Genomic DNA, 26,928 nt, shown 5'->3' on the forward strand with positions numbered 1-26,928 from the left:
TATTGTCTAATTAAATTTTCCAATAGTTAATAAATTATTATTGAAAAAGTTTATGAAAACGTTTTCATGAGTAAGGTTTTGCTTTAAGTTTAGATTCAAATAATAAGTTCTACTGTATTAAATTGATATAGAAAATTTTCGGTTTAAAGTTATTTCAGTCTCTTCTTCATTGAATCTACTTTCATATAAAATTGTATATAGCTTGTTATATTATTTGTATTAGTGACACATACATATGAATTAGTTTCTCTAAAGATCTAAGGCTATATAAAATAAAAGTCTCCATTGAGCAAAATAAATAAAGCTTTTCTTGAAACTCATTGACAAAAAATTTTTGATTATAGAAATTATGAGGTGATTTTTTATTAGATGCAAAAAAAAGACACGCCTTTAGCGTGCCAAGACTAGAACCAGTATACCCCATATTATTTTAATCATAGTATTTATTATTAACACTTATATACTAATTTATACATAATTATCCTAAAATATTCACAACTTTCTTCAACATCTTCCTTATTGGTAAATCATAAGGACACCTAGTCTCACATTGACCACATTCTATACAGTCACTTGCTTTATTAGTAAAGCTTGTGTACCTTTCCTTTGCCCAGTCCTTGAGATTATATCTTGAATAGTATCCTTCCATTAAAAATTGAACAGGTATATCAATTCCCTGTGGACATGGCGCACAGTAGCCGCATCTTCTACAGAACTCTGTCCCTAAGTCTTTAGCTTCTGCTAAAATAATTTCTCTTTCAGCATCACTTAGTCTTTTGTACTCATTCCCAACTTTAGCATTTTCTTTAATTTGCTCTATACTATCCATTCCTGGTATTGCAGAAGATATATTTGAATTTTCCAGTACAAATCTTAATGAAAGCGCTGCATTAATAATTGCTCCTCCTGCTAAAGGCTTCATCACTATTACGCCCATTCCTAATTTATTTGCTCTTTCAAATAACTCTTCTGCTTGTCTTTCTACTGGATTGTAAGGAAATTGAATAGTTTCAAAATAACCTGATTCAATTGCTTTTTCAAGTATATTTAAATCATGACTAGTTATACCTATATGCTTTATCTTACCCTCAGCTTTTGACTCTTCAAGTGCCTTTAATGCCCCATCTTCACCTATTATGTTATCATACTCTGCTTCTGTTCTGACATTGTGTAATTGGTACAGGTCTATGCATTTAGTTTTCAGGTTATTTAAACTTGTTTCAATTTCATTTTTCATACCTTCATAGTCTCTAGCCATTGACTTAGTTGCTAATACAAACTTATCTCTTCCAACTTTCTCCAATCCATATCCAATTAATTCTTCACTTACTGTATAGCCTCTAGCTGTATCTATAAAATTGATTCCTTGAATACTTAATTCCTTTATTAAATCTATAGCTTTTTCTTTATCTAATTTTTGTATAGGAATACCTCCAAAGCCAATTACTGATACTTCTAAACCTGTTTTTCCTAAAAATCTTTTTTCCACTGTTTCTCCCCCTTAGAAATATACGAATTTTATTCAATACTTTGATTTAATAAATTCCATACCTGTGGCATTTTCTTTTTAAAATTCACAGGCTTAAGTTCCTTATTAACAAAGGCATGCTTTGTATACCCTTCAGCTAGTAAAACATTGTCAGATTTTCTTATTATTTCGTATCTGAATTCAAGTCTAACACCTTTTAAGGAAGTGAGTCTGGTTTGAATAATTAGCTCATCATCATATTTTGCTGATTGCATGTATTTACAACCAACATCTATTACTGGAAGTAAAATATTCTCTGCTTCCAAATCTTTATAGTCCATATTAAGCTGCCTGAAAAATTCTGTTCTTCCAATTTCAAACCAAGTAAAATAATTTGCGTGATATATGACTCCCATTTGGTCAGTCTCTGCGTATCTTGTTCGAATAATTGTTTTACCAATCATATTATTTTTCCTCCAAAGTTTGATTCAATTCCTTAGAATATTATATCAATTCAACCCAAAAAATAAAAGTCAGGCGTCCTTGAACGCCCTTAAAATACTTGCTTTATACTATAATACTGTTGTTTCTCCTCTATATACTAATCCTCTTATACTATCTACTGTAATAACTTCCCCATCCTTTAATATTTTTGTTGCATCAGTTGCTCCTACAATTACTGGCTTCCCAATATTTAACCCTACTATTGCAGCATGTGAAGTAAGTCCTCCATGCTCTGTAATAATAGCACTAGCTCTCTCCATATAGGAAACCATGTCTCTATCTGTGCCAATTGATACAATTATATTGCCATCGACAAATTTATTTTCTAAATCCTTTAAATTATTTGCTATACATACCTGACCTGTTGCTGAACTGTTTCCTATTCCTGTTCCCTTCACTAGAATCTCCCCTACTATATGAACTTTTATTAAGTTAGTACTACCAGCTACTCCAACTGGTATTCCAGCAGTGATTACTATTAAATCTCCTTGTTTTATATAGCCTTTTTTTATAGCACTTTTTACTGAAGAATCAATCAATTCATCTGTTGAATCTACTCCCTTAGCATATATTGCATATACTCCCCATACAAGCATAAGCTTCCTCATAACATCTTTTCTTGGAGTCACAGCTACAATAGGTGAACAAGGTCTAAACTTAGAGACTGCCCTGGCAGTATATCCTGATGAAGTAGCTGTTACAATTGCTGCTGCGCCTAAATCTTCAGCAGTAGCACAAGTAGCATGACTAATTGCATTAGTAACTGTTATATTCTTTCCTATTGACTTATTACGTAGCAATTCATTATAATCTAGAGAATGCTCTGTTCTAAGTGCTATATTAGCCATGGTCTTCACAGCTTCAACAGGATATTTTCCTGCTGCTGTTTCTCCTGAAAGCATAATAGCATCTGTACCATCAAAAATTGCATTTGCAACATCAGTGACCTCAGCCCTTGTAGGTCTTGGATTTCTCATCATAGAATCAAGCATCTGGGTAGCTGTTATAACTGGTTTTCCTGCTTCATTACATTTATTAATTATGCTTTTCTGAACAAGGGGTATATCTTCAGTAGGAATCTCAACTCCAAGGTCCCCTCTTGCAACCATAATCCCATCTGAAACCTGAATGATTTCTTCAATATTATCTACGCCTTCTTGGTTCTCTATTTTTGATATTATTTGGATATCATTAGCTCTATGTTCCTCAAGAATTTTTCTTATTTCTATAACATCTGATGCTTTTCTAATAAAAGATGCAGCAATAAAATCTATGTCATTTTCTATACCAAATAAAATATCTTCTATATCTTTCTGTGTTATTGCTGGTAGATTTATTTTAATTCCTGGTACGTTCACACCTTTGTGATTCTTCACTGGTCCTGGATTGATTACTGTACATTTTATATCAGTTTCATTAGTTATTTCTAATACCTTAAGTTCAATAAGTCCATCATCTATTAATATACTATCTCCAACATTAACATCCTTAGGTAAACCCCTATATGTAACACTACAAATACTACTATTTCCCAAAATATCTCTAGTAGTAATAATAAATTCTTGACCTTCAACAAGCTCAGCTATACCATTTTCAAAGTTTCCTGTTCTAATTTCAGGTCCTTTAGTGTCTAGCATAATGGCTACTGGTACATCTAACCTTTCTCTAACTGCCTTAATAGTATCAATTCGTTTTTTGTGCTCCTCATGTGTACCGTGAGAAAAATTCAATCTAGCTACATTTAGACCATTTAGAACTAATTTTTCAAATACTTGTTCGTTCTCAGAAGCGGGTCCTATTGTACATACAATTTTTGTTTTTTTCATGTAATCTTCACCCCTATATGGATAGAATTTTTGTCAAATTATAAGTCTCTGAATCAAAATCTCTTTTTACTGAAAGAGCATCATCTATATCCATATCAAATATTTGATTGCCCTTAATTCCTAGAACTCTTGAAGTCTTACCCTCTATAAGAAGCTGAACTGCCCTTGCTCCCATTTTACTTGCAATTATTCTGTCAAATGCTGTAGGACTTCCTCCTCTTTGTAGATGTCCTAGTATAGTAACCCTAGTATCTATGCCAGTGTATTTCTGAATTTCATCTCCTAATTCATATGCATTACCTACACCCTCTGCAAGTAAAATTATGCTATGTAATTTTCCTCTGTTTTTTCCTTGTATAAGTCTTTTACAAACATCCTCTATATCAAATCCTTCCTCAGGGACTATTATACTCTCAGCGCCTCCTGCTAATCCTGCATTTAATGCTATATTTCCAGAATGTCTACCCATTACTTCGATAATATTTGCCCTACCATGAGAAGTAGATGTGTCTCTAATTTTACTTATAGCATCTATTACAGTATTTATGGCAGTATCAAAACCTATAGTAAAATCTGTATATCCTAAGTCATTATCAATAGTTCCTGGTATGCCTATAGTGGGAAATCCTAGTTTATTAAGCTCTCTAGCTCCTTTTATTGAACCATCGCCGCCTATGACTATTAATCCATCTATTTTAAATACCTTCAAAACAGTCATAGCCTTCTCTCTTCCTGCCTCAGTAGTAAACTCTTCGCTTCTTGCAGTTCTAAGCATAGTTCCACCTCTATGGATAATATCTGCTACTGAAGAAAGATTCATTTCATATATATCTCCATTTATTAGTCCATTATACCCTTGTTTGACTCCCATAATCTTTATATTATTGTAAATACCTGCTCTAACAACTGCCCTAATAGCAGCATTCATACCAGGTGCATCTCCTCCGCTTGTTAGTACACCAATAGTTTTCATAAAAATCCTCCTTTAAGCCACTATGGTCATTAAATGTCCCAGGCTATTTAAAAATTTATTGTTTTTAATTAAATACGAGTTTTAAAATTGCCTTAGTATCCTAAACCTAAATCTATTAGAACAGTCTGAGCATCGTCTGCCTCAAACTCTGGGACTAGGATTTTGTAAACTATATTGTCTCCCTCTTTCGCAAATGGCTTTACCTTAACTAGAAACCCTTCAGCTTTAAGTTTCTCTCCTAATTCTTTAGCTGCTTCAGCACCTTCTACCATGTATATTGCTGTCCACATATTTGACCTCCAAAGCTTCTATTTCTATAGTTATTTGATGAATATTATTATAAATGGATACTATAAGCATATTATACCATAAATTAATAATTTTCCACTATAGTTTATAATTTTATAGATTAGCAAACTTTTACACAATCTTTCCCTAGCAAGCTTTCAAGTTTATTTAAAAGTTCACTATTTTCAACATCTACCCATAAATCTCTATCTGCCATAAAAGTACTTTTATTCTTTTCAATATATACATAAACAGGCACTGCTCCATTATACTGAGATAATACCATTTTTATATCCTCAAGAAAATTAATAGGTTTTGAACTAGGTATTTTTATATACATCTTTTCTTTTTTAGTCTTAACAAGAGGTTTAATAGTTTCAACTATTATCTTAGGGTCCTCTTCCTCATTAATGCTTAACCTTCCGTCTACTATTACAATACTGTCTTCATATATAAACTTATTGTATTTTTCAAAAGTTGCAGGGAATATAATAAGCTCTACTGTACCATATAAATCTTCTAAGGTTGCAAATGCCATCATATTATTATTTTTAGTAATTTTATTCTGTTTTTTTACTATTATTCCTCCTATGATAACTTTGTTTCCGTCACCTACTGAGCCTGTACTTAAACCTATATTATCTACTGCTTCACTTATATCAAAGGTTGTCACATTTGAAATTCTTTTTAGTTCTTCTGTGAAGGATGAAAGGGGATGTCCGCTAATGTATACTCCTATCATTTCCTTTTCCATTGATAATAAAGTCCTTTCAGGAAATTCTTTAATATTTGGCAATATATCTAGACTTATATCTGGATTATCTTCAGGGCTTATAACTTCAAATAATGAAAACTGCCCCTCCACATTTCTTTTCCTGTCTTGATTCATGCCTTCTAATATTCTTTCATATATGGCTAAAAGCTGTGCTCTATTAGCTCCTAGAGAATCAAAGGTTCCGCATTTAATCATGCTCTCAATCATTCTTTTATTTATTACATTTAAATCCACTCTCTGGCAAAAGTCTACAAAGCTAAGAAACTTCCCGCCTCTTTTTCTTGTTTTTACTATGGAATCGATTGCAGAAGCACCTACATTTTTAATAGCTGCTAAGCCAAATCTAATAGCTCCATCTTTTACTGTGAATTTTGAATAGCTCTCATTAATATCAGGAGGAAGTATTTTTATACCAAGTCTTTTACACTCTTGGATGTAGAGTGAAACTTGGTTTGTATTTCCCATAATACTTGTGATTAACGCAGCCATAAATTCAACAGGATAATAATACTTCAGCCAAGCTGTTTCATATGCTACCACTGCATATGCAGCAGAGTGAGATTTGTTAAATGCATAGTTTGCAAAATCTATCATCAAGTCATATATTTTATTAGCAGTCTCTTCATCTACTCCATTTCTTATGGCTCCAGGTATCTCTATTTCCCCTTTATCATTGACTTTACCATAAATAAAGTGTTTCCTCTCTTGTTCCATTACATCCATCTTTTTCTTTCCCATTGCTCTTCGTACTAAGTCTGAGCGTCCCATAGAAAAGCCGCCTATATCTCTTACTATTTGCATTACCTGTTCCTGATATACCATACAACCGTAAGTGACATTAAGGATAGGTTCTAGCTTAGGATGTAAATATTCAATAGACTCAGGATTGTTTTTATTTTCTATATATCTAGGTATCTGATTCATAGGCCCAGGTCTATATAATGAGTTTGCAGCTACTATATTCTCAAAGCCAGTTGGCTTAAGTTCTTTTAAAAATTGTCTCATTCCTGAGCTTTCAAATTGGAATATACCTAGAGTTTCTCCCTTAGCAAACATATTATAAATATTTGGGTCATTATAGTTAGAATTTGAGAAATCTACTTTTACCCCGTGATTTTCCTCTATAAGTCTTACTGCATCTCTTATAACAGTAAGTGTTCTAAGACCTAAGAAATCCATTTTTAGTAGACCTAGTTCTTCAAGCTCAGTCATTGTAAATTGTGTAATTATACTGTCATTATTTCTTGCCAGTGGAACATACTCTGTAATAGGAAGCTTGGAGATAACTACTCCCGCAGCATGGGTGGAAGTATGTCTAGGTAAGCCTTCAACAGCCTTTGCTAGGTCTATAAGTTCTTTTACAGAGTCATTATCTTCATATAATTCATACAACTTTTTATTTATTTCTAATGCTTTATCTATCGTCATCCCAATTGCCATTGGTATTTGCTTGGCTATAAAATCCACTTCGCCGTAAGGCATATTAATTGCTCTACCTACGTCTCTTATGGCACCTCTTGCAGCCATAGTACCAAAGGTTGCAATTTGCGCCACCTTATCAGCCCCATATTTAGATATTACATAATCTATTACTTCTTCTCTTCTTTCATAGCAAAAATCAATATCTATATCTGGCATAGATATTCTTTCTGGATTTAAAAATCTTTCAAATATTAAACCGTGCTTTATTGGGTCAATGTCTATAATTCCTAATGTATAGGAGACTAGGCTTCCTGCTGCAGAACCACGACCTGGCCCTACCATAATTCCATTATCCTTTGCATATTTTATGAAATCCCAGACAATAAGGAAATAGTCCACATAGCCCATATTTTCAATAGTCTCTATTTCATACTCAAGTCTGTCTATTAACTCTTGAGTTATATTCTTATATCTCATCTTTAAGCCATCATAGCAAAGTTTTCTTAGATACTCTTGATTTGTTAACCCTTCAGGTGCACTAAAGCCTGGTAAATGTAGGGTATCAAAGTCTAACTTCACATTGCATCTTTCTGCTATCTTTACTGTATTTGATATAGCATCATCAAAGCTGCCAAACAATGCATACATTTCTTCATATGATTTTAAATAGAATTCAGAAGAAGGAAACTTCATTCTATCTTCATCGTCTAATGTCTTTCCAGTTTGTATGCATAGAAGTACATCATGAAATTTTGAATCTTCCTTATTTATATAGTGGACATCATTTGTAGCTACTAGTGGAATATTTTCTTCTCTACTAAGTCTTAATAGCTGTTGATTAATTAACTTTTGCTCCCTTATGCCATGGTCCTGAAGCTCTAGAAAAAAATTGTTTTGCCCAAAAATATCATTATATATTAAGGCAGTTTGCTTTGCTTTATCATAATTTCCATCGTTAATATATTGCTGTACTTCTCCTGCTAAACATGAACTTAACGCAATTATTCCCTTGCTATATTTTCTAAGTACTCCATAATCTACTCTTGGTTTATAGTAAAATCCATTAACAAAACCTTCTGATACTATTTTAATTAAGTTAGAATATCCCTCCATATCTTCAGCAAGAAGAACAAGGTGATACTGACTTTTATCCCTATTAGGATCCTTTTCAGTATATTTCCCCTTTGATATGTATACCTCACAGCCTAATATAGGCTTGATCCCTTTCTTAACAGCAGTTTTATAAAAGTCTACTATTCCGTACATTACCCCATGGTCTGTTATGGCTATGCTATCCATTCCTAATTCTTTGACTCTATCTATGAGCTTATTTGTCCTAGAAGCACCATCTAAAAGACTATATTGGGTATGGACATGAAGATGTACAAATTTGCTTTTTAGATTATTACTCATATTCTCACTTCCTTTGGAAATAAAGCTTTTGACATAAGTAGTGAAGCATTCATAAAATCGGGTTAGGTCATTTTCCTCAGTCTCGCTACACAAATTTATTTGTTCGCTGATGCTCACATAAATTTGGTGCTCATTGCGTTTGACCTACCATCGATTTTCTGAAAAAGACATTCAGAAAATCGGGTTAGGTCATAAAAAAAGATAGTGTATTCCACTACCTTCATTATATCAAAACACATATTTAGTTACAATTTTGTATATTTAAAATAATTCAATATCATCTACAACTCCAGCTACTTTAATAGAATCTTCTGACTCAAATAAATCTATTAAGTATAGAGCCTTTAACTTCTCTCCTATATTATTATATAGCATTCTCACTGTAGGTCTTGATATATAGTTCTTTTTATTGGAAGCTACATATCCTTTAAAGCCCCTATTCAGTATCATACCCAATCTACTGGATGTCTGACAATATTGCTTATGAAATTCTCAACAATTTTATCATCAAACTGACTTCCTGATACAGAAGCAATGTAATCTAAAGCTTCATCCGCACTTATTTTATTTCTATATACTCTGTTGCTAGTTAAAGCATCATACACATCAGCAATTGAAACTATTCTAGCAAATTCATGAATATCATCACCTTTTATGTTGTGAGGATATCCATTACCATCATATCTTTCATGATGAGACAATGCAATTATTTTCGAATCAAAGCTTAAATTCTTAACACTATCTAGAATCTCATATCCAAGTATAGTATGTTTTTTTATATGTTCAAATTCACTTTTAGTAAGACTAGAAGGCTTGTTTAGTATATCTAAACAAAGCTTAGTTTTCCCTATATCATGAAGCAATGCTCCTATACCTAAGTCTATCAGTTTTTCCTTATCATATCCTAAATTTAAAGCTGTTATCATAGATAATATAGACACATTTACACTATGTCCATATGTATAGTTATCTATTGCCCTTATTTCGCAAAGATTTACTAAAACATCTTCTATTTCTAGTAAAATATCGACTATGCCAGTAATGATACCTCTTATCCTCTCTACTTCACTTTCGTCAAAGCAGCAAATATTATTCATTATTCTATTTATGACCGAGTAAGAGTCCATCCTTAGCTCTTTTCTAACAGTATCATGAATTATCTCTTTATCACCTAAATCGTCCCTTACGTATATGCAATTTATTCCTAACTCTAAAAGCTTATCCAAATAGTTTTTTTTGATTACAACACCTTCATCAAGTAATATAAAATCTCTACTCGTATATATAGGCCGAGCATTTATCATTCCTTCTTTAATCATGTTTAATGGCAAAAATATCATAGTTTAGTGTCTCCCCTTAAAAATTAGATCTCTTAATTTAACATTATACATGATTATATACAATAAATCGACTTTTTCACGTCAATTCCTGCCAAATTAGGAATATTAGCCTATAAATTGTTACTTTTCTGTCAAATATTAAGGAATTCTCCTGTTATTGTTGATCTAATCTGTTTTCAATTAAGTCCATTATATCTTTTATAGCTGCCTCTTCGTCAACTCCATCTACTATTATCTTTATCTCTTCATTAGGGTATACACCTAACGCCATTATGCCCATAATACTCTTTGCATTAACCTTTTTCCCGTCTTTTTCTACGAAAATATCACTTCTATATTTAGTACAAGTTCTTACAAATAATGCTGCAGGTCTTGCATGAAGTCCTACGCTATTTTTGATTTTTGCTATTTTTGTAATCATTTATAGTTTCCTCCTCTCTCTTAATTGCTCTGCGATTTCTTCAAGTTTTCTTAGTCTATGATTCACCCCAGATTTCCCGATACTTGGAGTGAGCATCATTCCCAGTTCTTTTAGACTGGCATCACGGTGTGAAAGCCTTAACCGTGCTATATCAACTAAGTTTTCAGGTAGGTTCTCTATTCCTATTGTTTTATCTATATATTCAATGTTGTGTATCTGTCTTAGGGATGCATTTATAGTTTTTTCTAAATTAGCAGTTTCACAGTTCACTAACCTATTTACATTATTTCTCACTTCTTTGAGTATTCTTATATCTTCAAGCTTAAGTAGAGCAGAATGTGCTTCCATAATATTTAAAAGATCCACAATCTGTTCCCCTTCTTTAAGATACACTACATAACACTCTTTACGCAATACTATTTTTGAGTTAAGGTTAAATGTATTTATTAACTTAGATAAGTCCTTGCTGTGCTGCTCATTATGAGTAACAAATTCAAGATGATAAGTCTTTTCAGGATTGCTAATAGATCCTCCTCCTAAAAAAGCTCCTCTTATATATGACCTTTTGCAACATCTATTCTCTACTAATTTCTTAGGTATACCATAGTTTATAACATATTGTTTCTTGTTATCTTTTTTTAATACTCCTGAATCTAAAAGAATTTTTTCTACATCATTTGAGTTGCTTACAATTATTAAGTAACTATTATTCTTTTTTAATTGTTTATTCTTTCTTACCATCACTTCAGTGTTCACACTATATAATGACTTAAGTAAAGAAAATATTCTCCTAGCAATAGCTGCATTTTCTGTTGTAAATTTAAGACTTACTTTGCTTAAGCCACTAACTTGAACTGAACCACTCATTCTAATAAGTGCAGCTAATTCTGCCAATATACAGCAGTTGTTTTCTGTTTGTATCCTAGATAATTCGTTTTTAGTTTTTGATGAAAAAGACATATGCCACACCTACCATTAAAGAATTCTATTACATACTTTGTATAGCCTTGATAATTATTTTTTTCTCGTCTTCATACTTTGCTATTTGACTTGCTCTATTAATGTGAACAAATAATGCATCTACAAAGCCTTCTTGTCTTTGTGGAATGCATTCCATACTTCTTGCCTCCATTAGAAACCAGTGTACTGTCTTACTGACTATCTCAGCTTCTTCTCTTGTATTCCTAAAGGTATAGTGTATTTTTCCTAAATACTTTATAATGTTGGCTTTTACTCCTCCCTCTTCTAGTACCTCTCTAATGGCTGTTTCTGCAATATCTTCATTAATTTCTACTTTCCCTTTAGGTAAAACCCAGTCTCCATTATATTTTCTTAGCAATAATATAGCATTACCAAAGACTACAACCCCTCCTGCGCTTATTTCATTTCTCATGTGAAACACCCCTATGCTAAAAATCCGTATCTAATATTTAAATATATATACAATTAAATTATCACATAAGTCAAAATCTTTCAACCATCCAAGAGTCATTAAATATTGTCTTATTTACTATTCAAATTATTTGATGTAGAATTAAATTAGATTAGATTATATATAATATTTTCCAAGGAGGTTTAGCAAATGGTTGATATGCAATATTGTATTAATAAGCTCGTTAAGATTCTAAAGACTCCAAGCCCTACAGGCAATACTAGGACAGTTATGGATGTTGTAGAGAATGAATTTAAGGAGCTTAGCATTGATACATATAGAACTAAAAAAGGAGCCTTGATAGCTACTATAAAGGGTGAAAATGATAATATCCATAGAACTTTATCTGGTCATATTGATACCCTAGGAGCAATGGTAAAGGAAATTAAGGGCAATGGTAGGCTTAAGATAACACAAATCGGTGGCTATTCATGGAATACTATAGAAGGGGAGTACTGTGTAGTAGAAACTTCAGATGGTAAAGAATATTCTGGAACTATTTTAACAACTAAGGCTTCTACTCATGTTCACGGTGGAGAAACAAGTAAGATTGAAAGAAACGAAAATAGTATAGAAATTAGGCTTGATGAAAAAGTTAAGTCTGCAGAAGATGTTAGTAAGCTTGGGATTTCTGTTGGAGATTTTGTATTCCTTGACCCAAGAACTACAGTAACTGAAAGCGGATTCATTAAATCTAGACATTTAGATGATAAGGCAGGAGTAGCAGCTATACTTGCAGTGGCAAAGTATTTTAAAGACAATAATTTAACACCAAAATATACAACTCATTTCTTTATAAGCAATTATGAAGAAGTAGGTCATGGTGCTTCTGCTTCTATACCAGAAAAAACTGCTGAGTTCATTGCCATCGACATGGCTGCTCCTGGAGATGGTCAGACATCTGATGAGTTCAGTGTCACTATTTGTGCTAAAGATTCAAGTGGTCCTTATGATTTAGAATTAAAAAACAAATTAGTAAAAATCGCAAAGCAAAATAATATTAATTATAAAATAGACATATATCCATACTATGGTTCAGATGCAAGTGCTGCATTAAGAGCTGGATGGGAGTTTAAACATGGCTTAATTGGACCTGGAGTAGATGCTTCACACTCTCATGAAAGAACTCATAAGGATGCTATTGAGAATACTATTAAGCTAGCTATCAATTATTTATTGGCAGAATAACATAGGGTTTAGGGGATAACCTATGAATATCTTTGGTAAGCTAGGAATTCTTAATATAATCTTTATTTTAGGAGTTTGGACTCTTTCTTTTTATTGCTTAGTTTTGTTAATAAGATTAGTCCAAAAAGGAATTAAAGCTTTAGATATTTATATTAAAAAAATAGTAATAACTACTAAATACGACTCTTCCGGGTCGTATTTTTTATCCAACAATTGCATTCCTTTACTTTATTAAGATGTTTAATTACATATAAAAGTAGCAAAATAAAATAAAAAGGTGATTTTATGTCGATTAATGAAAAATTTATTATAAATCTTCAAGGAAAGTCATTTGTAACATATGAGGGTCTTTTGGATTTAGCACATCAGAAAAATTTAAAATCAATACATGTAGAGCTGGTACAGGCACCAACAAAAGAGAATAACATGACTGCTATCTGTAAGGCTACGGTAGTTACTGACAAGGGAACTTTTATTGACTATGGTGATGCAAGTCCAGCCTCTGTGAATTCCAAAATTCAGCCTCATATTATTAGAATGGCATCTACTCGGGCTAAAGCACGAGCCTTAAGAGATTTGACTAATGTTGGCATGACTGCAATAGAAGAAATTAATTTAGATTCAGAAGAAGCTTTGAGTAGCTCCTATGAATCTTCTACCTATATTCCTAATGATTTTTTTAATGAACCTCCTACCAAAAGACAGGTAGATACTATTTTAAAGCTATCTAGTGATTTGAAAAAGGAAATTGATTTATCTACTCTAGATAAAAAAAGTGCAGGAATTTTGATATCTAGTTTATTGGAGGAAAAATATAAAAAGCATTAAAAAGTATTACTCTAAACGTCACCATAAGGCACTCTTAATTAATGTCCTGACTGACAAGAACTAGGGTTAGGGAAGACTATATATATCCTTCACTAACCCCCATAATGACAGTTTAACTTTTTTAGAACATCTTTATTCCACAGGCTTCAGTCTAGCTATAAAGTGTCTTAGTACCTTTGGTTCATAAGTAAACTCATAGCCCTTAAGCTCATCTTTTCTCTTAGCAATATTGATTAAAGCTTCTGCTACTACATCCATGTGATTGTTTGTATATACTCTTCTAGGTATAGTAAGTCTAAGTAGCTCTAGTGGAGATTCTAGCTGCTCTCCTGTATCAGGATCTCTTCCCAATAAAAATGAGCCAACTTCGACTCCTCTAACTCCAGCTTCAATATATAACTCTACACATAGTGCTTGAGCTGGGAATTGATAATATGGTATATGTGGCAATAGCTTTTTAGCATCTACGAATACTGCATGACCTCCAGCAGGTTTTTGAATCGGTATTCCTGCATCATCTAGTCTCTTAGCAAGGTATTCAATTTGACCTATTCTAGTTTGAAGATAAGGCTCTTCAATTGCTTCTCTAATACCTCTAGCTAAGGCCTCCATATCTCTACCTGTTAATCCTCCATAGGTTGGGAAGCCTTCCATAGGAATTACCATCTGTCTTACCCCATCAAATAGAGCTTCATCCTCTTTAATAGCTACCATACCACCCATGTTTACTATGCCATCTTTCTTAGCACTCATAGTAAGGCCTTCACCATAGGAGAACATCTCTCTTACTATCTCTTTAATACTTTTATCCCTATATCCTTCTTCTCTTTGCTTTATAAAGAAAGCGTTTTCAGCAAACCTAGCAGAGTCAAAAAATACCCTTAGACCATATTTATCAGCTATATTTTTTACAGCTTTTATATTTTCTATAGAAACAGGTTGCCCTCCTGCACTATTACATGTAACCGTAATCAATATAAAAGCACAGTTTTCTACACCCTTTTCATTAATGAAGGCTTCAAGCTTTTCTAGATCAAAGTTCCCTTTAAATGGATGTTCTTTCTGAGTATCATATGCTTCTTCTATTACGAAATTTGCTGCTCTTCCTCCCTTAAGCTCTATATGAGCCTTAGTAGTATCAAAGTGCATGTTTCCTAGAACATATTGACCTGGTTTGATTAATAATGGAAATAGAATGTTTTCTGCACCTCTACCTTGATGTGTAGGCACAAAGTATTTGTATCCTATTATTTCTTGAACAGTATCTTGTAAGTTATAGAAGTTTCTGCTGCCGGCATATGCTTCGTCGCCTAGCATTAGCCCAGACCATTGATTATCACTCATAGCGCCAGTTCCACTATCAGAGAGTAAGTCTATGAATACATCCTCTGATTTTAATGCAAATTGATTGTAGCCAGCTTCTTGTATCTTCTTTATTCTTTCTTCTTTTGGTATTAATCTTATGTTTTCAACCATTTTAATCTTAAATGGCTCTGCCATTTTTGCATAGATTTCACTCATAAAAATCCCCCTTTACTTTATCGATTTAAACCACTAAAATTGTTTAAAGCCTTCAAAATTTCTACATATAACTTATTCTATAAAGAAATTTTATTTCCTTTATATTTCTATTTTTTAATAATATTCTGAACACCTTCATAGCATGTGCATAACTATATAAGCTCTTTACTATTAAATAAATTCTAATAGATTTTTTATCATCGTGATGCTATAATTAAATTACTTCAATGGAGCACATTATATTTTATTATGGGAGATGAGTATGGAAAATAGAAAAATACCTGTAATCTCAAGTTATTTGAAAAGAAACATTATTTATGTGCCTGAGGTAATCGATAAGGCATCTGGAATAAGAGTTAATGGAAAATTGATTCGTTCACTAGTATTTTCTACTGATGTAGCAATATTAAAAAATATAAATGCTGATGCTATAATGGCTGTATATCCTTTCACTCCACAACCTGTCATAACTCAAGCTATAATGACTGCTGCTTCTGTACCTGTATTCTGTGGTGTTGGAGGTGGCATTACCACTGGCAAGAGGTCTGTTAACCTTGCATTACATGCTGAATTTCAGGGTGCAATAGGCGTAGTAGTAAATGCACCTACTACAAACGATGTAGTGCGAGAGTTAGCAGATACTATTGACATCCCAGTGGTAGTTACAGTCACTACAATTAATACGGATATTCTTGAAAGAATTAAAGCTGGAGCAACTATATTAAATGTATCTGGAGCTAACAAAACTCCTGAAATTGTTGCTTCCATAAGACAGGACTTTCCTGATATACCTATTATCGCTACTGGTGGTCCTACCGATGAAAGCATATTAAAGACTATAGAAGCAGGAGCCAATGCAATAACTTATACTCCACCAACTTCTCCTGAATTGTTCTCTGAGCTAATGAACAAATATAGGGGAGAACTCTAAAAGAACTGAGGACAAACCCCTCAGTTCTTTTTCTTTTTCGAAACTAAATCTATAATTATTTCACTAAGACTAACAGCATCATGTCTGATGTAATTCTTTTTAATATCTATAAGATGATTCTTAATAACTTCAATATTCATTTCTTGAAGCTTTTTCTCTTCTTCTTCTGTAATAATTACTGGTCTTGCTCCATCTTTAATATATTTGCTTAGGGTATCTTCTGGTATTTCTTCAATATTTGCTATGACATAATCTATTATATCCGTTTTAGAATGCTTAATAATAGCTTTTATGTGATCTAAAACGCCATAATTATCAGTCTCACCTGGTTGAGTCATGACATTAGATATATATATCTTAATCCCAGGAGATTTGTCTATTTCCTCTACGATACCTTCAACTAGAAGATTTGGAATCACACTTGTATATAAACTTCCAGGGCCTAATACTATACAATCTGCTTCCCTAATGGCTTCTAAGGCGTCATCTACAGGTTTAGCCTTTTCTGGTCTAATATACACATGATCTATTTTGCTTTTATACTCGCCATTTTTTACTGGTATACTTGATTCACCTTCTATAATATGTTGATCTTCTAGCTTAGCATAAAGCTTAACATCTTCCAATGTCATAGGAAGAACCTTACCTGTGACAGCTAGTACACTGCTCATCTCTTTAATAGCAGTCTCAAAGTTCCCATATATTTCATTCATTGCGGCTATGAATAAATTCCCAAAGCTCTGACCTTTAAGCATTCCTTCTTTAAATCTATGTTGTAAAAGTTTCTCCATAGCTGGCTCAGTATTAGCAAGAGCAAGTAAACAGCTTCTAATATCTCCTGGAGGTAACATACCTAAATCCTCTCTAAGAATTCCAGAGCCCCCACCATCATCAGCCACTGTCACAATAGCAGTAATATTAGAAGTGAATTCTTTTAATCCTCTAAGCAAAACTGAAAGACCAGTTCCACCTCCTATAACTACTACACTTGGGGCAAGTGCTAGCTTTTTCTTTTTAAAATATGTTTTATTAGTTAATTTCATACTATTTCCCCTTTATGTTTTTTCACAATCTCTATGATTCATAATAACCCTATATCCTTTTTCCTTCAAGTCCTCATATAGTACATTGGCTATAGTAACTGAACGATGCTTTCCACCAGTACATCCAATAGCTATAACTAACTGACTTTTACCTTCTTTTATATAATAAGGAATTAAAAAGTCTACCATATCTATTAGCTTATCAATAAATGTATTAGTCTGTTCCCATTTCATTACATAGTTTCTCACATTCTCGTCGTTTCCAGTAAAGTCCTTAAGTTCAGGAATATAGAAAGGATTTGGTAAAAATCTGACGTCAAATACAAGGTCTGCATCTAATGGAATTCCTTTTTTAAATCCAAAGGATACTATTGATACAGTTAAATTTTTTGCTTCCTTACCTTCTACAAAAATGCTCTTTATTTCTTCTTTCAGCATAGCAGATGTTAGATTTGAAGTGTCTATAATATAGTTAGATTTCATTTTAACTTCATTTAATTTTTCCCTCTCTCTTTCAATACCATCTATTATCCTACCTTCGGTACTTAGAGGGTGGGGTCTTCTTTGCTCCTTAAATCTCTTTATAAGCACTTCATCTGATGCATCTAAAAACAATATCTTATATTCAAATCCTGATTCTTCCAAATCATAAAGGCTTTTAAACAAGTCATTAAAAAACTTGCCTCCTCTTATGTCTACAACTACTGCAACCTGCTCGATATTTCTTTTAGAGTATAGACATAAGTCTGCAAAGTCAGGTAATAATGCAGGTGGCAGGTTGTCCATACAATAGTATCCTATATCTTCAAGCACTCTAACTGCTTGGCTCTTTCCTGCGCCAGAAAGACCAGTTATTATAATAAACTTCATTATAAAGCACCTCTCTCAATTAATTAACAGCGTTTATTATTCTATCTACACTTAGGTTCGCCTCTAGTGCCCTTTTTATTCCTTTCTCTACCTTTCCTACATCCTCAGGTTTATGGGCATCACTATTTATCATAAATTTTACACCCTCTTGAGCTGCAATTTTAATATATTCAACAGTTAAAAAGCCATGACTAGCATTTATTTCTAAAGCAGTTCCTCTTTTAAATGCAGCCTTTGCTAATTCCTTAGTATCAATATCCACTTTAGCCCCTGGGTGGGTAATTAAATCAATATCGTATCTATTTATTGCCTTGATTAATGCTTGAGTATTTAGCTTTCTAGCCTTATCTGCAATACTTTTAGAGTGTTTACCTAGATAATTTAATACAAACATTTTATAGGCATCACCCATAGACCTTGGAACTGCTCCAAAATGGAAGCCAACCAAGAGTATATCTATCAGATTGATTATCTCTTCATCTACATCTATTTCTCCATCATAACCTACAATATTTGCCTCTACTCCCAGTAGAATATTTATGTCTTTATATTCCTTGTTTAAATCATCTATCTCATTTCTCATTTTTTGAAAGTTTCTTCTCTTAACTCCAAAGCCTGCATGCCTTGGTCCATGATCGCATATGGCTATTTCCTTAAGCCCCTTTTTTATTGCACTCTCAACATTTTCTCTAATAGTACCTTTTCCATGACTATATATAGTATGCGTATGGTAGTCCCCTGTAATTCTCATTAGTAGCCTCCTTCAACTTTTCATATTTTGCATATATCAATAAAATACTAAAAAATACTAAGCAAACTTCAAACCTAATACCATAGTTTCCCTTACTCTTCTCCCATAATCTTAACCTCTGTTTCAAGTTCTACTCCAAACTTATCTGATACAGTCTTTTGAACTACTTTAATAAGGTTAACTACATCATCACTTGTTGCATTTCCCACATTTACAATGAAGCCACTATGCTTTTCAGAAACCTGTGCATCTCCTAATCTAAGCCCTTTTAACCCTGCATCTTCGATTAATTTTCCTGCAAAATGACCTTCAGGTCTTCTAAATACACTTCCTGCGCTCGGAAGATTTAGTGGCTGTTTTGATGTCCTCTTTTCAGTAAGTTCATCCATATGAGCCTTTATATTTTCGTATTTACCTTCCTTCAGCTCCATTTCCACTTGTACAACTATTAAGTTCTCACTTTGAACCCTACTTTGTCTATATCCAAAATTCATATCTTTATTTTCATATTCTATGAAGATTCCATCAGTATCTAAGCATAAAACCTTTGTCACTACGTCCTTCATTTCTCCACCATAGGCACCTGCATTCATAGCTATTGCTCCACCTAAAGAACCAGGTATCCCACTTGCAAATTCAAGTCCTGACAGTGAGTTTCTAAGTGCTACCTTTGACACTACCGATAATAGAGCACCTGCTTCTGCAGTTATTCTTGTACCTTCCACTTTTATATTGCTCATTTTTTCTGAAATTTTTATAACAACTCCACGCAATCCCTTATCTCTAATAACTAGGTTACTTCCATTTCCCATAACAAAATATTTTAGTCCTTCATTTTTACATAGTTTAATTGATCTAGCTAACTCTTCTATTGTTCCGGGCATAACAAAAACATCTACAGGACCTCCAATTTTAAAAGATGTGTGCTTGCTCATAGATTCATCTGTTAAAACAGTTCCTTTTTCAATTATGCTCCTAAACATTCTATAAACATGGTTTTTATCCAACATCATCAACTCCCATACAAGCAATATCATATATTTTAGTATATCTTTTTTTATTATAATTAACAACTAACAACGTTGTATATATATAAATCCATGAAAATAATCAAAGTATTAGAGACCAAATAAGTTTTAATAGCCAACTACTAGCTAAAAGCTTATAATATTATCTTCATTATTTATCCTTACGGCTTAATTGCATTACCTGCCTTCTTGCTTCCTCAATGGCCTCTTCAGCAGTTTTTTCTCCTATAATAGCTAATCTAATTTGATTCTGCAATATCCTATCTATTTCATTCCACTCCCTATGCTTAGGTAATGGAATAGTATATGATAGACAGTCCTCAATTTTTCTCATATTATGGTCGTCAATATATATATCATTAATGGCACTTTTAACAGGAAATACTCCTAACCGTTCTAATTCTTTTTGATAATTATCCCTAGTAATGAACTTTAGAAACTTAACACACATATCTAGCTTGCCCTTGTCTTCTTGCTTAAGGATCCCATATGCACTAACACTATTATTCAAGGATATAGGCAGTCTTCTATAACCTATAGGATAGTTTGCTACTACATACTCAAAGCCTTCACCTGATTGGTATTTATCAGCAAGAATTTTTGCAGCCCATGAGTCGGTAGGGTAAACTGCTACTTTTCTCTGATTAAAGAACAGGTTCCATGATTCATTTTCATCATATAGTCCGAAATCTTCAGGAGTAACATTATACTTGTACTTCAAATCAACAGCCTTCTGGAGCCCACTTATGGCTTTTTCACCATAAAAGGTATATTCTCCTCTTTCATTAACTATTTCGGCGCCATCACTTAATATTATACCCCATAAATTATAAAAATCAGGTTTAATTGGCGATACAAAACCAAAATAATCCAGGTCACCATCTCCATTATCATCCCATGTCAAAGCCTTCATTTTTTCAACAAATTCTTCATATGTCCAGTTGCCATCTAGGGGTAGGTCTACTCCTCTTTCCCTAAATAAATCAGCATTTAAAAACATAGAATATGTAGTCATCATAAAAGGTACTCCCCACATTTTTTCGTCCTTTGTAACTGCATTTATAGCTAAAAATTTAAATTCTTTAAGTTCATCCTTTGTAAAATATGCATCTAAGGGCTCTAAAATAGATTCATTCATGTATATATATTCTGTAGCTATAGGTGCTATATCAGGTAAATTTCCTGTTTTAAGGGCTACTTCAAGTTTATTGGGGCCCTTTTTCCAATCTAATGGCACTAATTCAATGAATACTCCAGGGTTTTGTCTCTCAAATTTTCTGATTTTATCTTGTATCCATCCATATCTGCTCCCTGTTTTTGAATCAACCCTTGGAAAATCCCAAAGCTGAATCACGCCCTTCCATTCCTCTGACTTTTTATTATTCATTTCTTCTATCTTTGCTGGTTTGTATATGAAAACATATATAGGCCACATAATAATAAAAACTATCAAAATCACAGCTATTGCAATCTTACATATCTTCTTCATGTTATCACTCCTTAGAATATAAATATTCTAAGGATATGTCCATTATGTAATTATAATTAAATTCAAAAGGGGCAGTTCTACAGTGTCGCTGTATTGACAACATTATAGAACTGCCTCCTAAGCTCAATCAACTATTTAATTATAAGCTTTCATCATTTCCTTAAGCATTTCAATAAATCTTTTTCTATCTAGACCTAGGGCTACTTCTACATTAGGCTTGTTCCCAGTAGTCTTCTTCATATCTATTACAGCCGCTACTGCCAATGCATCGTGAATAATAGCTCCATCCAAACCCTCACTTTTTTTACGAAAATCAGCATTGAATTCTAAAAGCTCTTTCACTGCATCAGAGATTCTACTATTTATAGAATATATCTCCTTAATTTCATTTTCATATACTACAGAGTTATTTGTAGCATCTAAAGGTACCATTCTAATAGGTATTCCTGATTTAATGCTGCCTCTGCATCTGCGTATATGTTAAACTCTGCTGATGGAGTTGTGTTGCCTAGGTAAGATGAACCACCCATCAGTGTTATTTTTTCAATTTTATCTTTTATATCTGGATATACAGTTAATGTAATAGCTATATTTGTAAGTGGTCCAAGACATATTAACTGAAGCTTGCCTTCACATGCTAGCGCTTCTTCGTAAATAGTATCCCAAGCCTTTTTATCATAAATTGGTTCATTATTTTCAGGCAATACCAAAGTGCCGAGGCCTGTCTTTCCATGTACCCATTCAGCAGTTTCAAGTGTCCTTATTAGTTGTCTCTCTGCTCCTTTTGAAACTTTTGTCTCCTTACCTATATAACCCACTAGGTCTAGTGCATTTCTTGTAGTTCTTTTAATAGGAATATTTCCTGCTACTGTAGTTAGTGCTTTTATATCCAGTCTGTCTGATGAAAAAGCTAGAAATATAGCAATCGCATCATCCATCCCTTTGCTTACCCTTGCTTCCTCCCGTTTGATTCTTCATTTTGACTTAAGTTTATTAAGTACACTTATAAACCCCTTCTGTTAAAATAAAATAAGTCCAGACATAAATGCGAGAATCAAGGTTACAGTCAATTGCACCCAATTTATATATTAGGAAAGATTTAAACAAAAACATATCTTTAGTTAGCAATAAAACTTCTTGTTTTTATATACACCAATTACCAAAAATACAACTGATAGCAATAGTACTACTAAGTATTTTGTTATAATTACATGAATTGTCACTCTATTTCCATTTTCAAATATGCTTATATAAGTAGTAAACTCAGATCTTATAAAAATTGCAAATAGTTCGTAGATAAGCAAGAACATAAAGCTAATAATAGTTGATTTTAGCGTATATATTAGCATATATGCTAATGATGTGAAAAAAAAGCATTGAATAGCTGTTTTTAAAAATTCAAAAAAAACATTATCCCAAAATATACTGTAAACTAGAAACAATATGCTTATATGTATAATATACAAAAGGTATATTATAAGTATTTCAAAAACCTTTACTTTACCATGACTGTCAATACAGTACAAGACTTCATTTCCGTCTTCTGAAATATATTCTTTAAATATAAAAGTAGTCCACCATATAGACATAATGGGTATATATTTTTCGGCTTCTCTAAATATCAACAAATAAGAGCTTTCTAAATCCTTGGACATAGCTACCATGCCAATATTCAAAACTGGGAGAAAAATATATAAGACAACCAAGGGAATAAAATAATAAAGTTTCAAATTTTTAAAGGAAAGATATATTAGTTGAATATTCATAAGCTATATACCTTTTATTATGCACATATACCCATCTTCTATAGTAGGGTGTAAAGGCTTATATCCTAATTTTTTATTTGAAAGCACCCGTAAAAATTTCTCCCCATTTTTTAAAAAGGATTTTTGAATATAGCAATCAGGGTCAATATAATTGCCTTCTTTTACCTCAAAAACTTTTTCCTCTGCCATAGAAATAATATCTTGGCAGCTGCCTGATTTTAACACCCTTCCATCATTCATAATTATCAATTTATTGCAGCATGCTTCAACGTCCTCCACAATGTGAGTAGAGATTATAATTATTCTATTTTTCTTAATAGAGGATAGTATATTTTTAAATCTTAATCTTTCTTCTGGGTCAAGTCCAGCAGTTGGCTCATCAAAGATTATTATTTCGGGCTCCCCAAGTATTGCTTGCGCAATTCCCAGTCTCCTAATCATACCACCGGATAAGGTTGATACTCTATCATTGACTTTATCATCTAGATTTACTATTTTGAGAATCTCTTTAATACAAACATCTATAGAGTTTTTAGGTATTTTTTTTAATACACTGAAATATTGAAGATTGTCATATACAGTCAATTCTTTGAACAATCCAAATTTTTGGGGAAGATAGCCAATGCTTTCTGCAAAAGAACCATTATTCTTTATTTCAATACCTTGGAATTTTATACTCCCTTTGTTGATATTATAAAGACTAACTATACATCTTATTAATGTTGTTTTACCTGATCCATTTGGGCCTAGTAATCCATATACTCCAGGTTCAAGACTTATTGATATATTTTTTAACACTTCTTTTTTCTTAAATGATTTATCTAAATCCAAAATTTCTAACACTCTAAAGGCCTCCTTTTGTTAAGCTTCTAATAAAGCTAATTGGATCTCTTCTATCATCTTTATCGCATAAAAAATCATAAATACTCTTAATAACATAGTCTTCACCTAATTCCTCTACTTTTTCAAAAAACAACCTACGCAATTCAAAAGCTTTATCATCTCCGAACTGTACTTTAGGTATGTTAAAAGTTCTATCTTCATATATTAAATATTCAAAAAACATATTTTTTATTTCCATCTTCTGAGAATCTTGAGGAATAGTAGACTGTAAAAAGCCATATGTTAGATTTTCTTCATCTAAACTACGCACAAAAATATGGTCATCATAGCTAACTATTCCGCTTCCTAATACATTGTAAGAAAATGTGTCTGGTGCTTGAAAAATCTTTTTATCCATAATATTAAGTCTCTCCATATGTGGAAATATACTGATATAAGGTTTTAAAAAATTGTCAATTTCCAATAATATAGTAATATCTTCCTCTTCTAGTACTAAACCATAAAAGGTAATATCACCTAATTTCCTTTCCTCTACAAACCCTCCAACTAAAGTCATTACTTGTGCTTGACCTGAAAAATTATTCCCATTTTTATTTAAATTAGAATAAATATCTAGCTTAGATTTTATTGTCACATCGAAATTAACATCATAATCTCTTGTTATTGGAACAAATACTGATTGTTGTTTTACATATATCTTATAATATCCTTCTATTGGATAATAGGGGAAGCTACCTGGAAGTAAAACACCCTGTGAGTTACTATAGAATACTGGACTGTATCCACTATAAGTAATTCTTATTTCTTCTAGTTTATCAGAAGTAGGGTTTAATATTTCTAAATAGTCTCCATCCCTTTTAAATTCCAATACTTTATTATCTTTATCAAGTATTTTCTTAACCTTATAATTCCTATATAATGTGAATTTGTAGCTATCTAAAGGCTTCTTTTCATTTAAAGAAATTTTTATATCACTATATAATTGCCTATCTATAATTAATTCCATGTTGTAAGCCGATATACTAAAGTCTGCGTTTTCTTCTTTTTGTACATCATGTCTATAATATAATTCATCAAAAGCAACATATCCTTTAGGATTATAATCCTTCTTTACTATACTACCTGAGTTTGTATATAAATAAAAATTGAAAGCCGAAAATAATAGTAAAGACATAATTATTAAATTTAGTAGTTTTGATTTTTTAATTCTTAGCTTTAGTAGAATAAAAGAACTTAAAAGGCATGTCCAAAATAATTGCAGATTCCATCTATAAGGTTCTATGGATAAACCATAAAGTTTCTCTTCAAACCAATCTAAATTTGGTGGCAAAATATTAAATATATCTCTAAGAGGATATATATCTATCCCAAACCCCTTGAAGAAAACATAGGGCACAAATTCAAAAATAGGACTTACTAAAATTCCCAAAAATATCATTAGAAGATATGCCGAAAACTTTTTCAGATATAGAGAAATTAAAATTCCAATACAACAACCTAAAAATGATACTAAGAAAATATTTAAGAGGCTATTTAAAAATATATGATATGCAAAAGATATTGATTTTATATTCATTGTAAAGTATGCAATATAATTATATACCATTATATTTAAAGTCATCATAAATATAATTATTACTAAGACTATAAACTTAGAAAAATATACTTTTAGTATTCCTCGCTCCATAGCTAAAAAACATTCTAACATATGATCATTTTTACTTTTCATTAAATATTCATAGGATACAAATAGAAAGAAAATGAAATATACTATGCTCAATTTTTGACTAATTTGAAGATAATATAAAGCATCTTTATGAATTGACAGCTTATATATGCCTTCAATTAAATATGAATTTATTATAATAAAAAATACAATAAAGCCTAATAATAAGTATCTGTTTTTTAAAAAAAGCTTAATATTATTTTTTACTAAAAATAACATTGTAATTTCTCCTTTGGATAGTACTTGTAGATATTATTTAGATGGTGAAAAATTCACCATCTAAATAATTTAGTTTAGTAAGTAAAAAAATTTTAGCAACTAATATTTTATTTCTCCTACAGCTTCGCACCCTATAAATCCCCATCCCCAAGGATTTAGCTGTAACTTCCAACTAGCCTCTTCTTTTTCACTTAATCTTCCAGAAGAACTAGTACCAGCATCCATAAGAGATTCTTTTACTTTATACCAGCCTTTTCCTGGGAAAGAGCGATGTACAATAGCATAAACATCAAATAAAGAATTAGGTGAGTTAGCTGCATAATAGTCTACACTTTTACTTAAACCTATAACTCCTGAAATAGCTGATGACTGATCAGCTCTTAAATAAACAGTAGCACTTTCAGCACTTACAGTAATTGATAGACATACTAAAATAATACATACCACTAAGAACTTAGTAAGCTTATTTTTTTTCATTTTTAAACCCCCTTACAATTATTGTTTTATACTAAATAGCGCACCATTTAGTTTTATTTTATATATGCATATATAATCATTAATAATGAACCTAACTCTATATCCTCAGTGCAAAGAACAGAGGATTAGATAGTTTTCGATATTACATTTGCTGGTATCTCTATCAACCTTGCAATCTAGTTGTTAGAACTCCAGTGTTTTATTAAATCGCTAAGCATTTCTTTATTTCTATTTTTGATTTATCTGATAGCATAATTACTTTCATTTTAAAATTTTCATCAATATTTCAATTAACTTATATTGCCTTCATTATCTAATTTTTTCTAAATTAAAAGTACCACTGTTCTATTCTTAATGCAAGCCTTTTGGCATAAATGGTCGTTTTA

Annotated in this window: 26 protein-coding genes; 3 read left to right on the forward strand and 23 right to left on the reverse strand. The window is 32.1% G+C overall.

All coding sequences use genetic code 11. The features are described 5' to 3' along the window. Positions 1–478: 478 nt before the first annotated feature. The 11 genes from DW1_RS11265 to DW1_RS11315 all read right to left on the reverse strand — a co-directional run bounded on the left by DW1_RS11265 (position 479) and on the right by DW1_RS11315 (position 11,823). The gene (locus DW1_RS11265) at positions 479–1,489 is read right to left on the reverse strand and encodes an aldo/keto reductase (protein WP_074350720.1); all 1,011 of its coding nucleotides are present in this window, start codon (positions 1,487–1,489) and stop codon (positions 479–481) included. Between the two features lie 29 nt (positions 1,490–1,518). Further along, positions 1,519–1,932, reverse strand: a complete 414-nt coding sequence (locus tag DW1_RS11270) for an acyl-CoA thioesterase (protein ID WP_074350721.1) — start codon at positions 1,930–1,932, stop codon at positions 1,519–1,521. Between the two features lie 108 nt (positions 1,933–2,040). After that, the gene (gene pyk / locus DW1_RS11275; protein ID WP_074350722.1) at positions 2,041–3,798 is read right to left on the reverse strand and encodes a pyruvate kinase; all 1,758 of its coding nucleotides are present in this window, start codon (positions 3,796–3,798) and stop codon (positions 2,041–2,043) included. A 13-nt stretch (positions 3,799–3,811) separates the two neighbouring features. Next, complete coding sequence (gene pfkA, locus DW1_RS11280) at positions 3,812–4,771, reverse strand: 6-phosphofructokinase (RefSeq protein ID WP_074350723.1); 960 nt, start codon at positions 4,769–4,771, stop codon at positions 3,812–3,814. Between the two features lie 92 nt (positions 4,772–4,863). Continuing rightward, positions 4,864–5,061, reverse strand: coding sequence for a hypothetical protein (locus tag DW1_RS11285; protein ID WP_074350724.1), 198 nt, complete (start codon positions 5,059–5,061; stop codon positions 4,864–4,866). Between the two features lie 119 nt (positions 5,062–5,180). Beyond that, a complete protein-coding gene (locus DW1_RS11290) occupies positions 5,181–8,669 on the reverse strand; it encodes a DNA polymerase III subunit alpha (RefSeq protein ID WP_074350725.1) in 3,489 nt (1,162 codons plus the stop codon). Between the two features lie 261 nt (positions 8,670–8,930). Then, positions 8,931–9,119 (reverse strand): hypothetical protein, encoded by a 189-nt coding sequence (locus tag DW1_RS11295; protein WP_074350726.1) that lies wholly within the window; start codon positions 9,117–9,119, stop codon positions 8,931–8,933. After that, positions 9,116–10,009, reverse strand: a complete 894-nt coding sequence (locus tag DW1_RS11300; RefSeq protein ID WP_074350727.1) for an HD-GYP domain-containing protein — start codon at positions 10,007–10,009, stop codon at positions 9,116–9,118. Before DW1_RS11300 ends, DW1_RS11295 begins: the two co-directional genes overlap by 4 nt. A 154-nt stretch (positions 10,010–10,163) precedes the next feature. After that, positions 10,164–10,430 (reverse strand): HPr family phosphocarrier protein, encoded by a 267-nt coding sequence (locus DW1_RS11305; RefSeq protein ID WP_074350728.1) that lies wholly within the window; start codon positions 10,428–10,430, stop codon positions 10,164–10,166. After that, positions 10,431–11,390 (reverse strand): DNA-binding protein WhiA, encoded by a 960-nt coding sequence (gene whiA, locus DW1_RS11310; RefSeq protein WP_074350729.1) that lies wholly within the window; start codon positions 11,388–11,390, stop codon positions 10,431–10,433. Positions 11,391–11,418: 28 nt separating this feature from the next. Then, on the reverse strand, positions 11,419–11,823 hold the full coding sequence (locus DW1_RS11315; RefSeq protein ID WP_074350730.1) for an NUDIX hydrolase: 405 nt from the start codon (positions 11,821–11,823) through the stop codon (positions 11,419–11,421). A gap of 189 nt (positions 11,824–12,012) precedes the next feature. On the opposite strand from DW1_RS11315, the gene DW1_RS11320 reads away from it, so the two are divergent. Together DW1_RS11320 and DW1_RS11330 are read left to right on the forward strand one after the other, a co-directional pair. Beyond that, positions 12,013–13,050, forward strand: a complete 1,038-nt coding sequence (locus DW1_RS11320) for a M42 family metallopeptidase (protein ID WP_074350731.1) — start codon at positions 12,013–12,015, stop codon at positions 13,048–13,050. A 285-nt stretch (positions 13,051–13,335) separates the two neighbouring features. Further along, positions 13,336–13,878, forward strand: a complete 543-nt coding sequence (locus tag DW1_RS11330; protein WP_074350733.1) for a hypothetical protein — start codon at positions 13,336–13,338, stop codon at positions 13,876–13,878. Between the two features lie 132 nt (positions 13,879–14,010). Here the strand turns inward: DW1_RS11330 and DW1_RS11335 are convergent, their stop codons facing one another. Further along, positions 14,011–15,399 (reverse strand): tryptophanase, encoded by a 1,389-nt coding sequence (locus DW1_RS11335; RefSeq protein WP_074350734.1) that lies wholly within the window; start codon positions 15,397–15,399, stop codon positions 14,011–14,013. 262 nt (positions 15,400–15,661) lie between these two features. On the opposite strand from DW1_RS11335, the gene DW1_RS11340 reads away from it, so the two are divergent. After that, positions 15,662–16,330: a beta/alpha barrel domain-containing protein gene (locus DW1_RS11340; protein ID WP_074350735.1), complete on the forward strand. Its 669-nt coding sequence runs from the start codon at positions 15,662–15,664 to the stop codon at positions 16,328–16,330. 20 nt (positions 16,331–16,350) lie between these two features. Here DW1_RS11340 and DW1_RS11345 read toward each other — a convergent pair whose 3' ends face one another. The 11 genes from DW1_RS11345 to DW1_RS11395 form a co-directional block, all read right to left on the reverse strand. Continuing rightward, the gene (locus DW1_RS11345) at positions 16,351–17,373 is read right to left on the reverse strand and encodes a gluconeogenesis factor YvcK family protein (RefSeq protein ID WP_074350736.1); all 1,023 of its coding nucleotides are present in this window, start codon (positions 17,371–17,373) and stop codon (positions 16,351–16,353) included. 12 nt (positions 17,374–17,385) lie between these two features. Next, positions 17,386–18,243 carry an RNase adapter RapZ gene (gene rapZ, locus DW1_RS11350; protein ID WP_074350737.1) on the reverse strand — a complete coding sequence of 286 codons (858 nt, stop codon included), beginning with the start codon at positions 18,241–18,243 and terminating at the stop codon, positions 17,386–17,388. A gap of 19 nt (positions 18,244–18,262) precedes the next feature. Next, the gene (locus DW1_RS11355; protein WP_074350738.1) at positions 18,263–18,994 is read right to left on the reverse strand and encodes a PHP domain-containing protein; all 732 of its coding nucleotides are present in this window, start codon (positions 18,992–18,994) and stop codon (positions 18,263–18,265) included. 92 nt (positions 18,995–19,086) lie between these two features. Beyond that, a complete protein-coding gene (gene murB, locus DW1_RS11360; RefSeq protein WP_143474417.1) occupies positions 19,087–19,977 on the reverse strand; it encodes a UDP-N-acetylmuramate dehydrogenase in 891 nt (296 codons plus the stop codon). Positions 19,978–20,173: 196 nt separating this feature from the next. Continuing rightward, positions 20,174–21,511, reverse strand: a complete 1,338-nt coding sequence (locus DW1_RS11365; RefSeq protein WP_074350740.1) for an ABC transporter substrate-binding protein — start codon at positions 21,509–21,511, stop codon at positions 20,174–20,176. 135 nt (positions 21,512–21,646) lie between these two features. Further along, positions 21,647–21,943 (reverse strand): nucleoside hydrolase, encoded by a 297-nt coding sequence (locus DW1_RS15930; protein ID WP_074350741.1) that lies wholly within the window; start codon positions 21,941–21,943, stop codon positions 21,647–21,649. Continuing rightward, positions 21,931–22,449, reverse strand: coding sequence for a nucleoside hydrolase (locus DW1_RS15935; RefSeq protein ID WP_074350742.1), 519 nt, complete (start codon positions 22,447–22,449; stop codon positions 21,931–21,933). Before DW1_RS15935 ends, DW1_RS15930 begins: the two co-directional genes overlap by 13 nt. 183 nt (positions 22,450–22,632) lie before the next feature. Then, on the reverse strand, positions 22,633–23,166 hold the full coding sequence (locus DW1_RS11380; RefSeq protein WP_242942486.1) for an ABC transporter permease: 534 nt from the start codon (positions 23,164–23,166) through the stop codon (positions 22,633–22,635). A gap of 114 nt (positions 23,167–23,280) precedes the next feature. Then, positions 23,281–24,120: an ATP-binding cassette domain-containing protein gene (locus DW1_RS11385; protein WP_074350744.1), complete on the reverse strand. Its 840-nt coding sequence runs from the start codon at positions 24,118–24,120 to the stop codon at positions 23,281–23,283. 1 nt (position 24,121) lies between these two features. Continuing rightward, positions 24,122–26,065 (reverse strand): ABC transporter permease, encoded by a 1,944-nt coding sequence (locus DW1_RS11390; protein WP_074350745.1) that lies wholly within the window; start codon positions 26,063–26,065, stop codon positions 24,122–24,124. 99 nt (positions 26,066–26,164) lie between these two features. Then, a complete protein-coding gene (locus DW1_RS11395; RefSeq protein WP_074350746.1) occupies positions 26,165–26,542 on the reverse strand; it encodes a hypothetical protein in 378 nt (125 codons plus the stop codon). Positions 26,543–26,928 lie beyond the last annotated feature (386 nt).

Origin of the sequence: Proteiniborus sp. DW1 (assembly GCF_900095305.1) — a bacterium.
GTDB lineage: Bacteria > Bacillota > Clostridia > Tissierellales > Proteiniboraceae > Proteiniborus.

Coding starts and splice junctions, on each gene's coding strand:
- DW1_RS11300 (WP_074350727.1), bottom strand. CDS start 10,009: ATGATATTTTTGCCATTAAACATGATTAAAGAAGGAATGATAAATGCT.
- DW1_RS11290 (WP_074350725.1), bottom strand. CDS start 8,669: ATGAGTAATAATCTAAAAAGCAAATTTGTACATCTTCATGTCCATACC.
- DW1_RS11390 (WP_074350745.1), bottom strand. CDS start 26,065: ATGTTATTTTTAGTAAAAAATAATATTAAGCTTTTTTTAAAAAACAGA.
- DW1_RS11345 (WP_074350736.1), bottom strand. CDS start 17,373: ATGAAATTAACTAATAAAACATATTTTAAAAAGAAAAAGCTAGCACTT.
- DW1_RS11335 (WP_074350734.1), bottom strand. CDS start 15,399: ATGAGTGAAATCTATGCAAAAATGGCAGAGCCATTTAAGATTAAAATG.
- DW1_RS11315 (WP_074350730.1), bottom strand. CDS start 11,823: ATGAGAAATGAAATAAGCGCAGGAGGGGTTGTAGTCTTTGGTAATGCT.
- DW1_RS11320 (WP_074350731.1), top strand. CDS start 12,013: ATGGTTGATATGCAATATTGTATTAATAAGCTCGTTAAGATTCTAAAG.
- DW1_RS11330 (WP_074350733.1), top strand. CDS start 13,336: ATGTCGATTAATGAAAAATTTATTATAAATCTTCAAGGAAAGTCATTT.
- DW1_RS11395 (WP_074350746.1), bottom strand. CDS start 26,542: ATGAAAAAAAATAAGCTTACTAAGTTCTTAGTGGTATGTATTATTTTA.
- DW1_RS11270 (WP_074350721.1), bottom strand. CDS start 1,932: ATGATTGGTAAAACAATTATTCGAACAAGATACGCAGAGACTGACCAA.
- murB (WP_143474417.1), bottom strand. CDS start 19,977: ATGTTTAGGAGCATAATTGAAAAAGGAACTGTTTTAACAGATGAATCT.
- DW1_RS11380 (WP_242942486.1), bottom strand. CDS start 23,166: ATGTCCAAGGATTTAGAAAGCTCTTATTTGTTGATATTTAGAGAAGCC.
- DW1_RS11285 (WP_074350724.1), bottom strand. CDS start 5,061: ATGTGGACAGCAATATACATGGTAGAAGGTGCTGAAGCAGCTAAAGAA.
- pyk (WP_074350722.1), bottom strand. CDS start 3,798: ATGAAAAAAACAAAAATTGTATGTACAATAGGACCCGCTTCTGAGAAC.
- pfkA (WP_074350723.1), bottom strand. CDS start 4,771: ATGAAAACTATTGGTGTACTAACAAGCGGAGGAGATGCACCTGGTATG.
- DW1_RS15935 (WP_074350742.1), bottom strand. CDS start 22,449: ATGGATGATGCGATTGCTATATTTCTAGCTTTTTCATCAGACAGACTG.
- DW1_RS15930 (WP_074350741.1), bottom strand. CDS start 21,943: ATGGTACCTTTAGATGCTACAAATAACTCTGTAGTATATGAAAATGAA.
- DW1_RS11305 (WP_074350728.1), bottom strand. CDS start 10,430: ATGATTACAAAAATAGCAAAAATCAAAAATAGCGTAGGACTTCATGCA.
- whiA (WP_074350729.1), bottom strand. CDS start 11,390: ATGTCTTTTTCATCAAAAACTAAAAACGAATTATCTAGGATACAAACA.
- DW1_RS11340 (WP_074350735.1), top strand. CDS start 15,662: ATGGAAAATAGAAAAATACCTGTAATCTCAAGTTATTTGAAAAGAAAC.
- DW1_RS11295 (WP_074350726.1), bottom strand. CDS start 9,119: ATGATACTGAATAGGGGCTTTAAAGGATATGTAGCTTCCAATAAAAAG.
- rapZ (WP_074350737.1), bottom strand. CDS start 18,243: ATGAAGTTTATTATAATAACTGGTCTTTCTGGCGCAGGAAAGAGCCAA.
- DW1_RS11355 (WP_074350738.1), bottom strand. CDS start 18,994: ATGAGAATTACAGGGGACTACCATACGCATACTATATATAGTCATGGA.
- DW1_RS11365 (WP_074350740.1), bottom strand. CDS start 21,511: ATGAAGAAGATATGTAAGATTGCAATAGCTGTGATTTTGATAGTTTTT.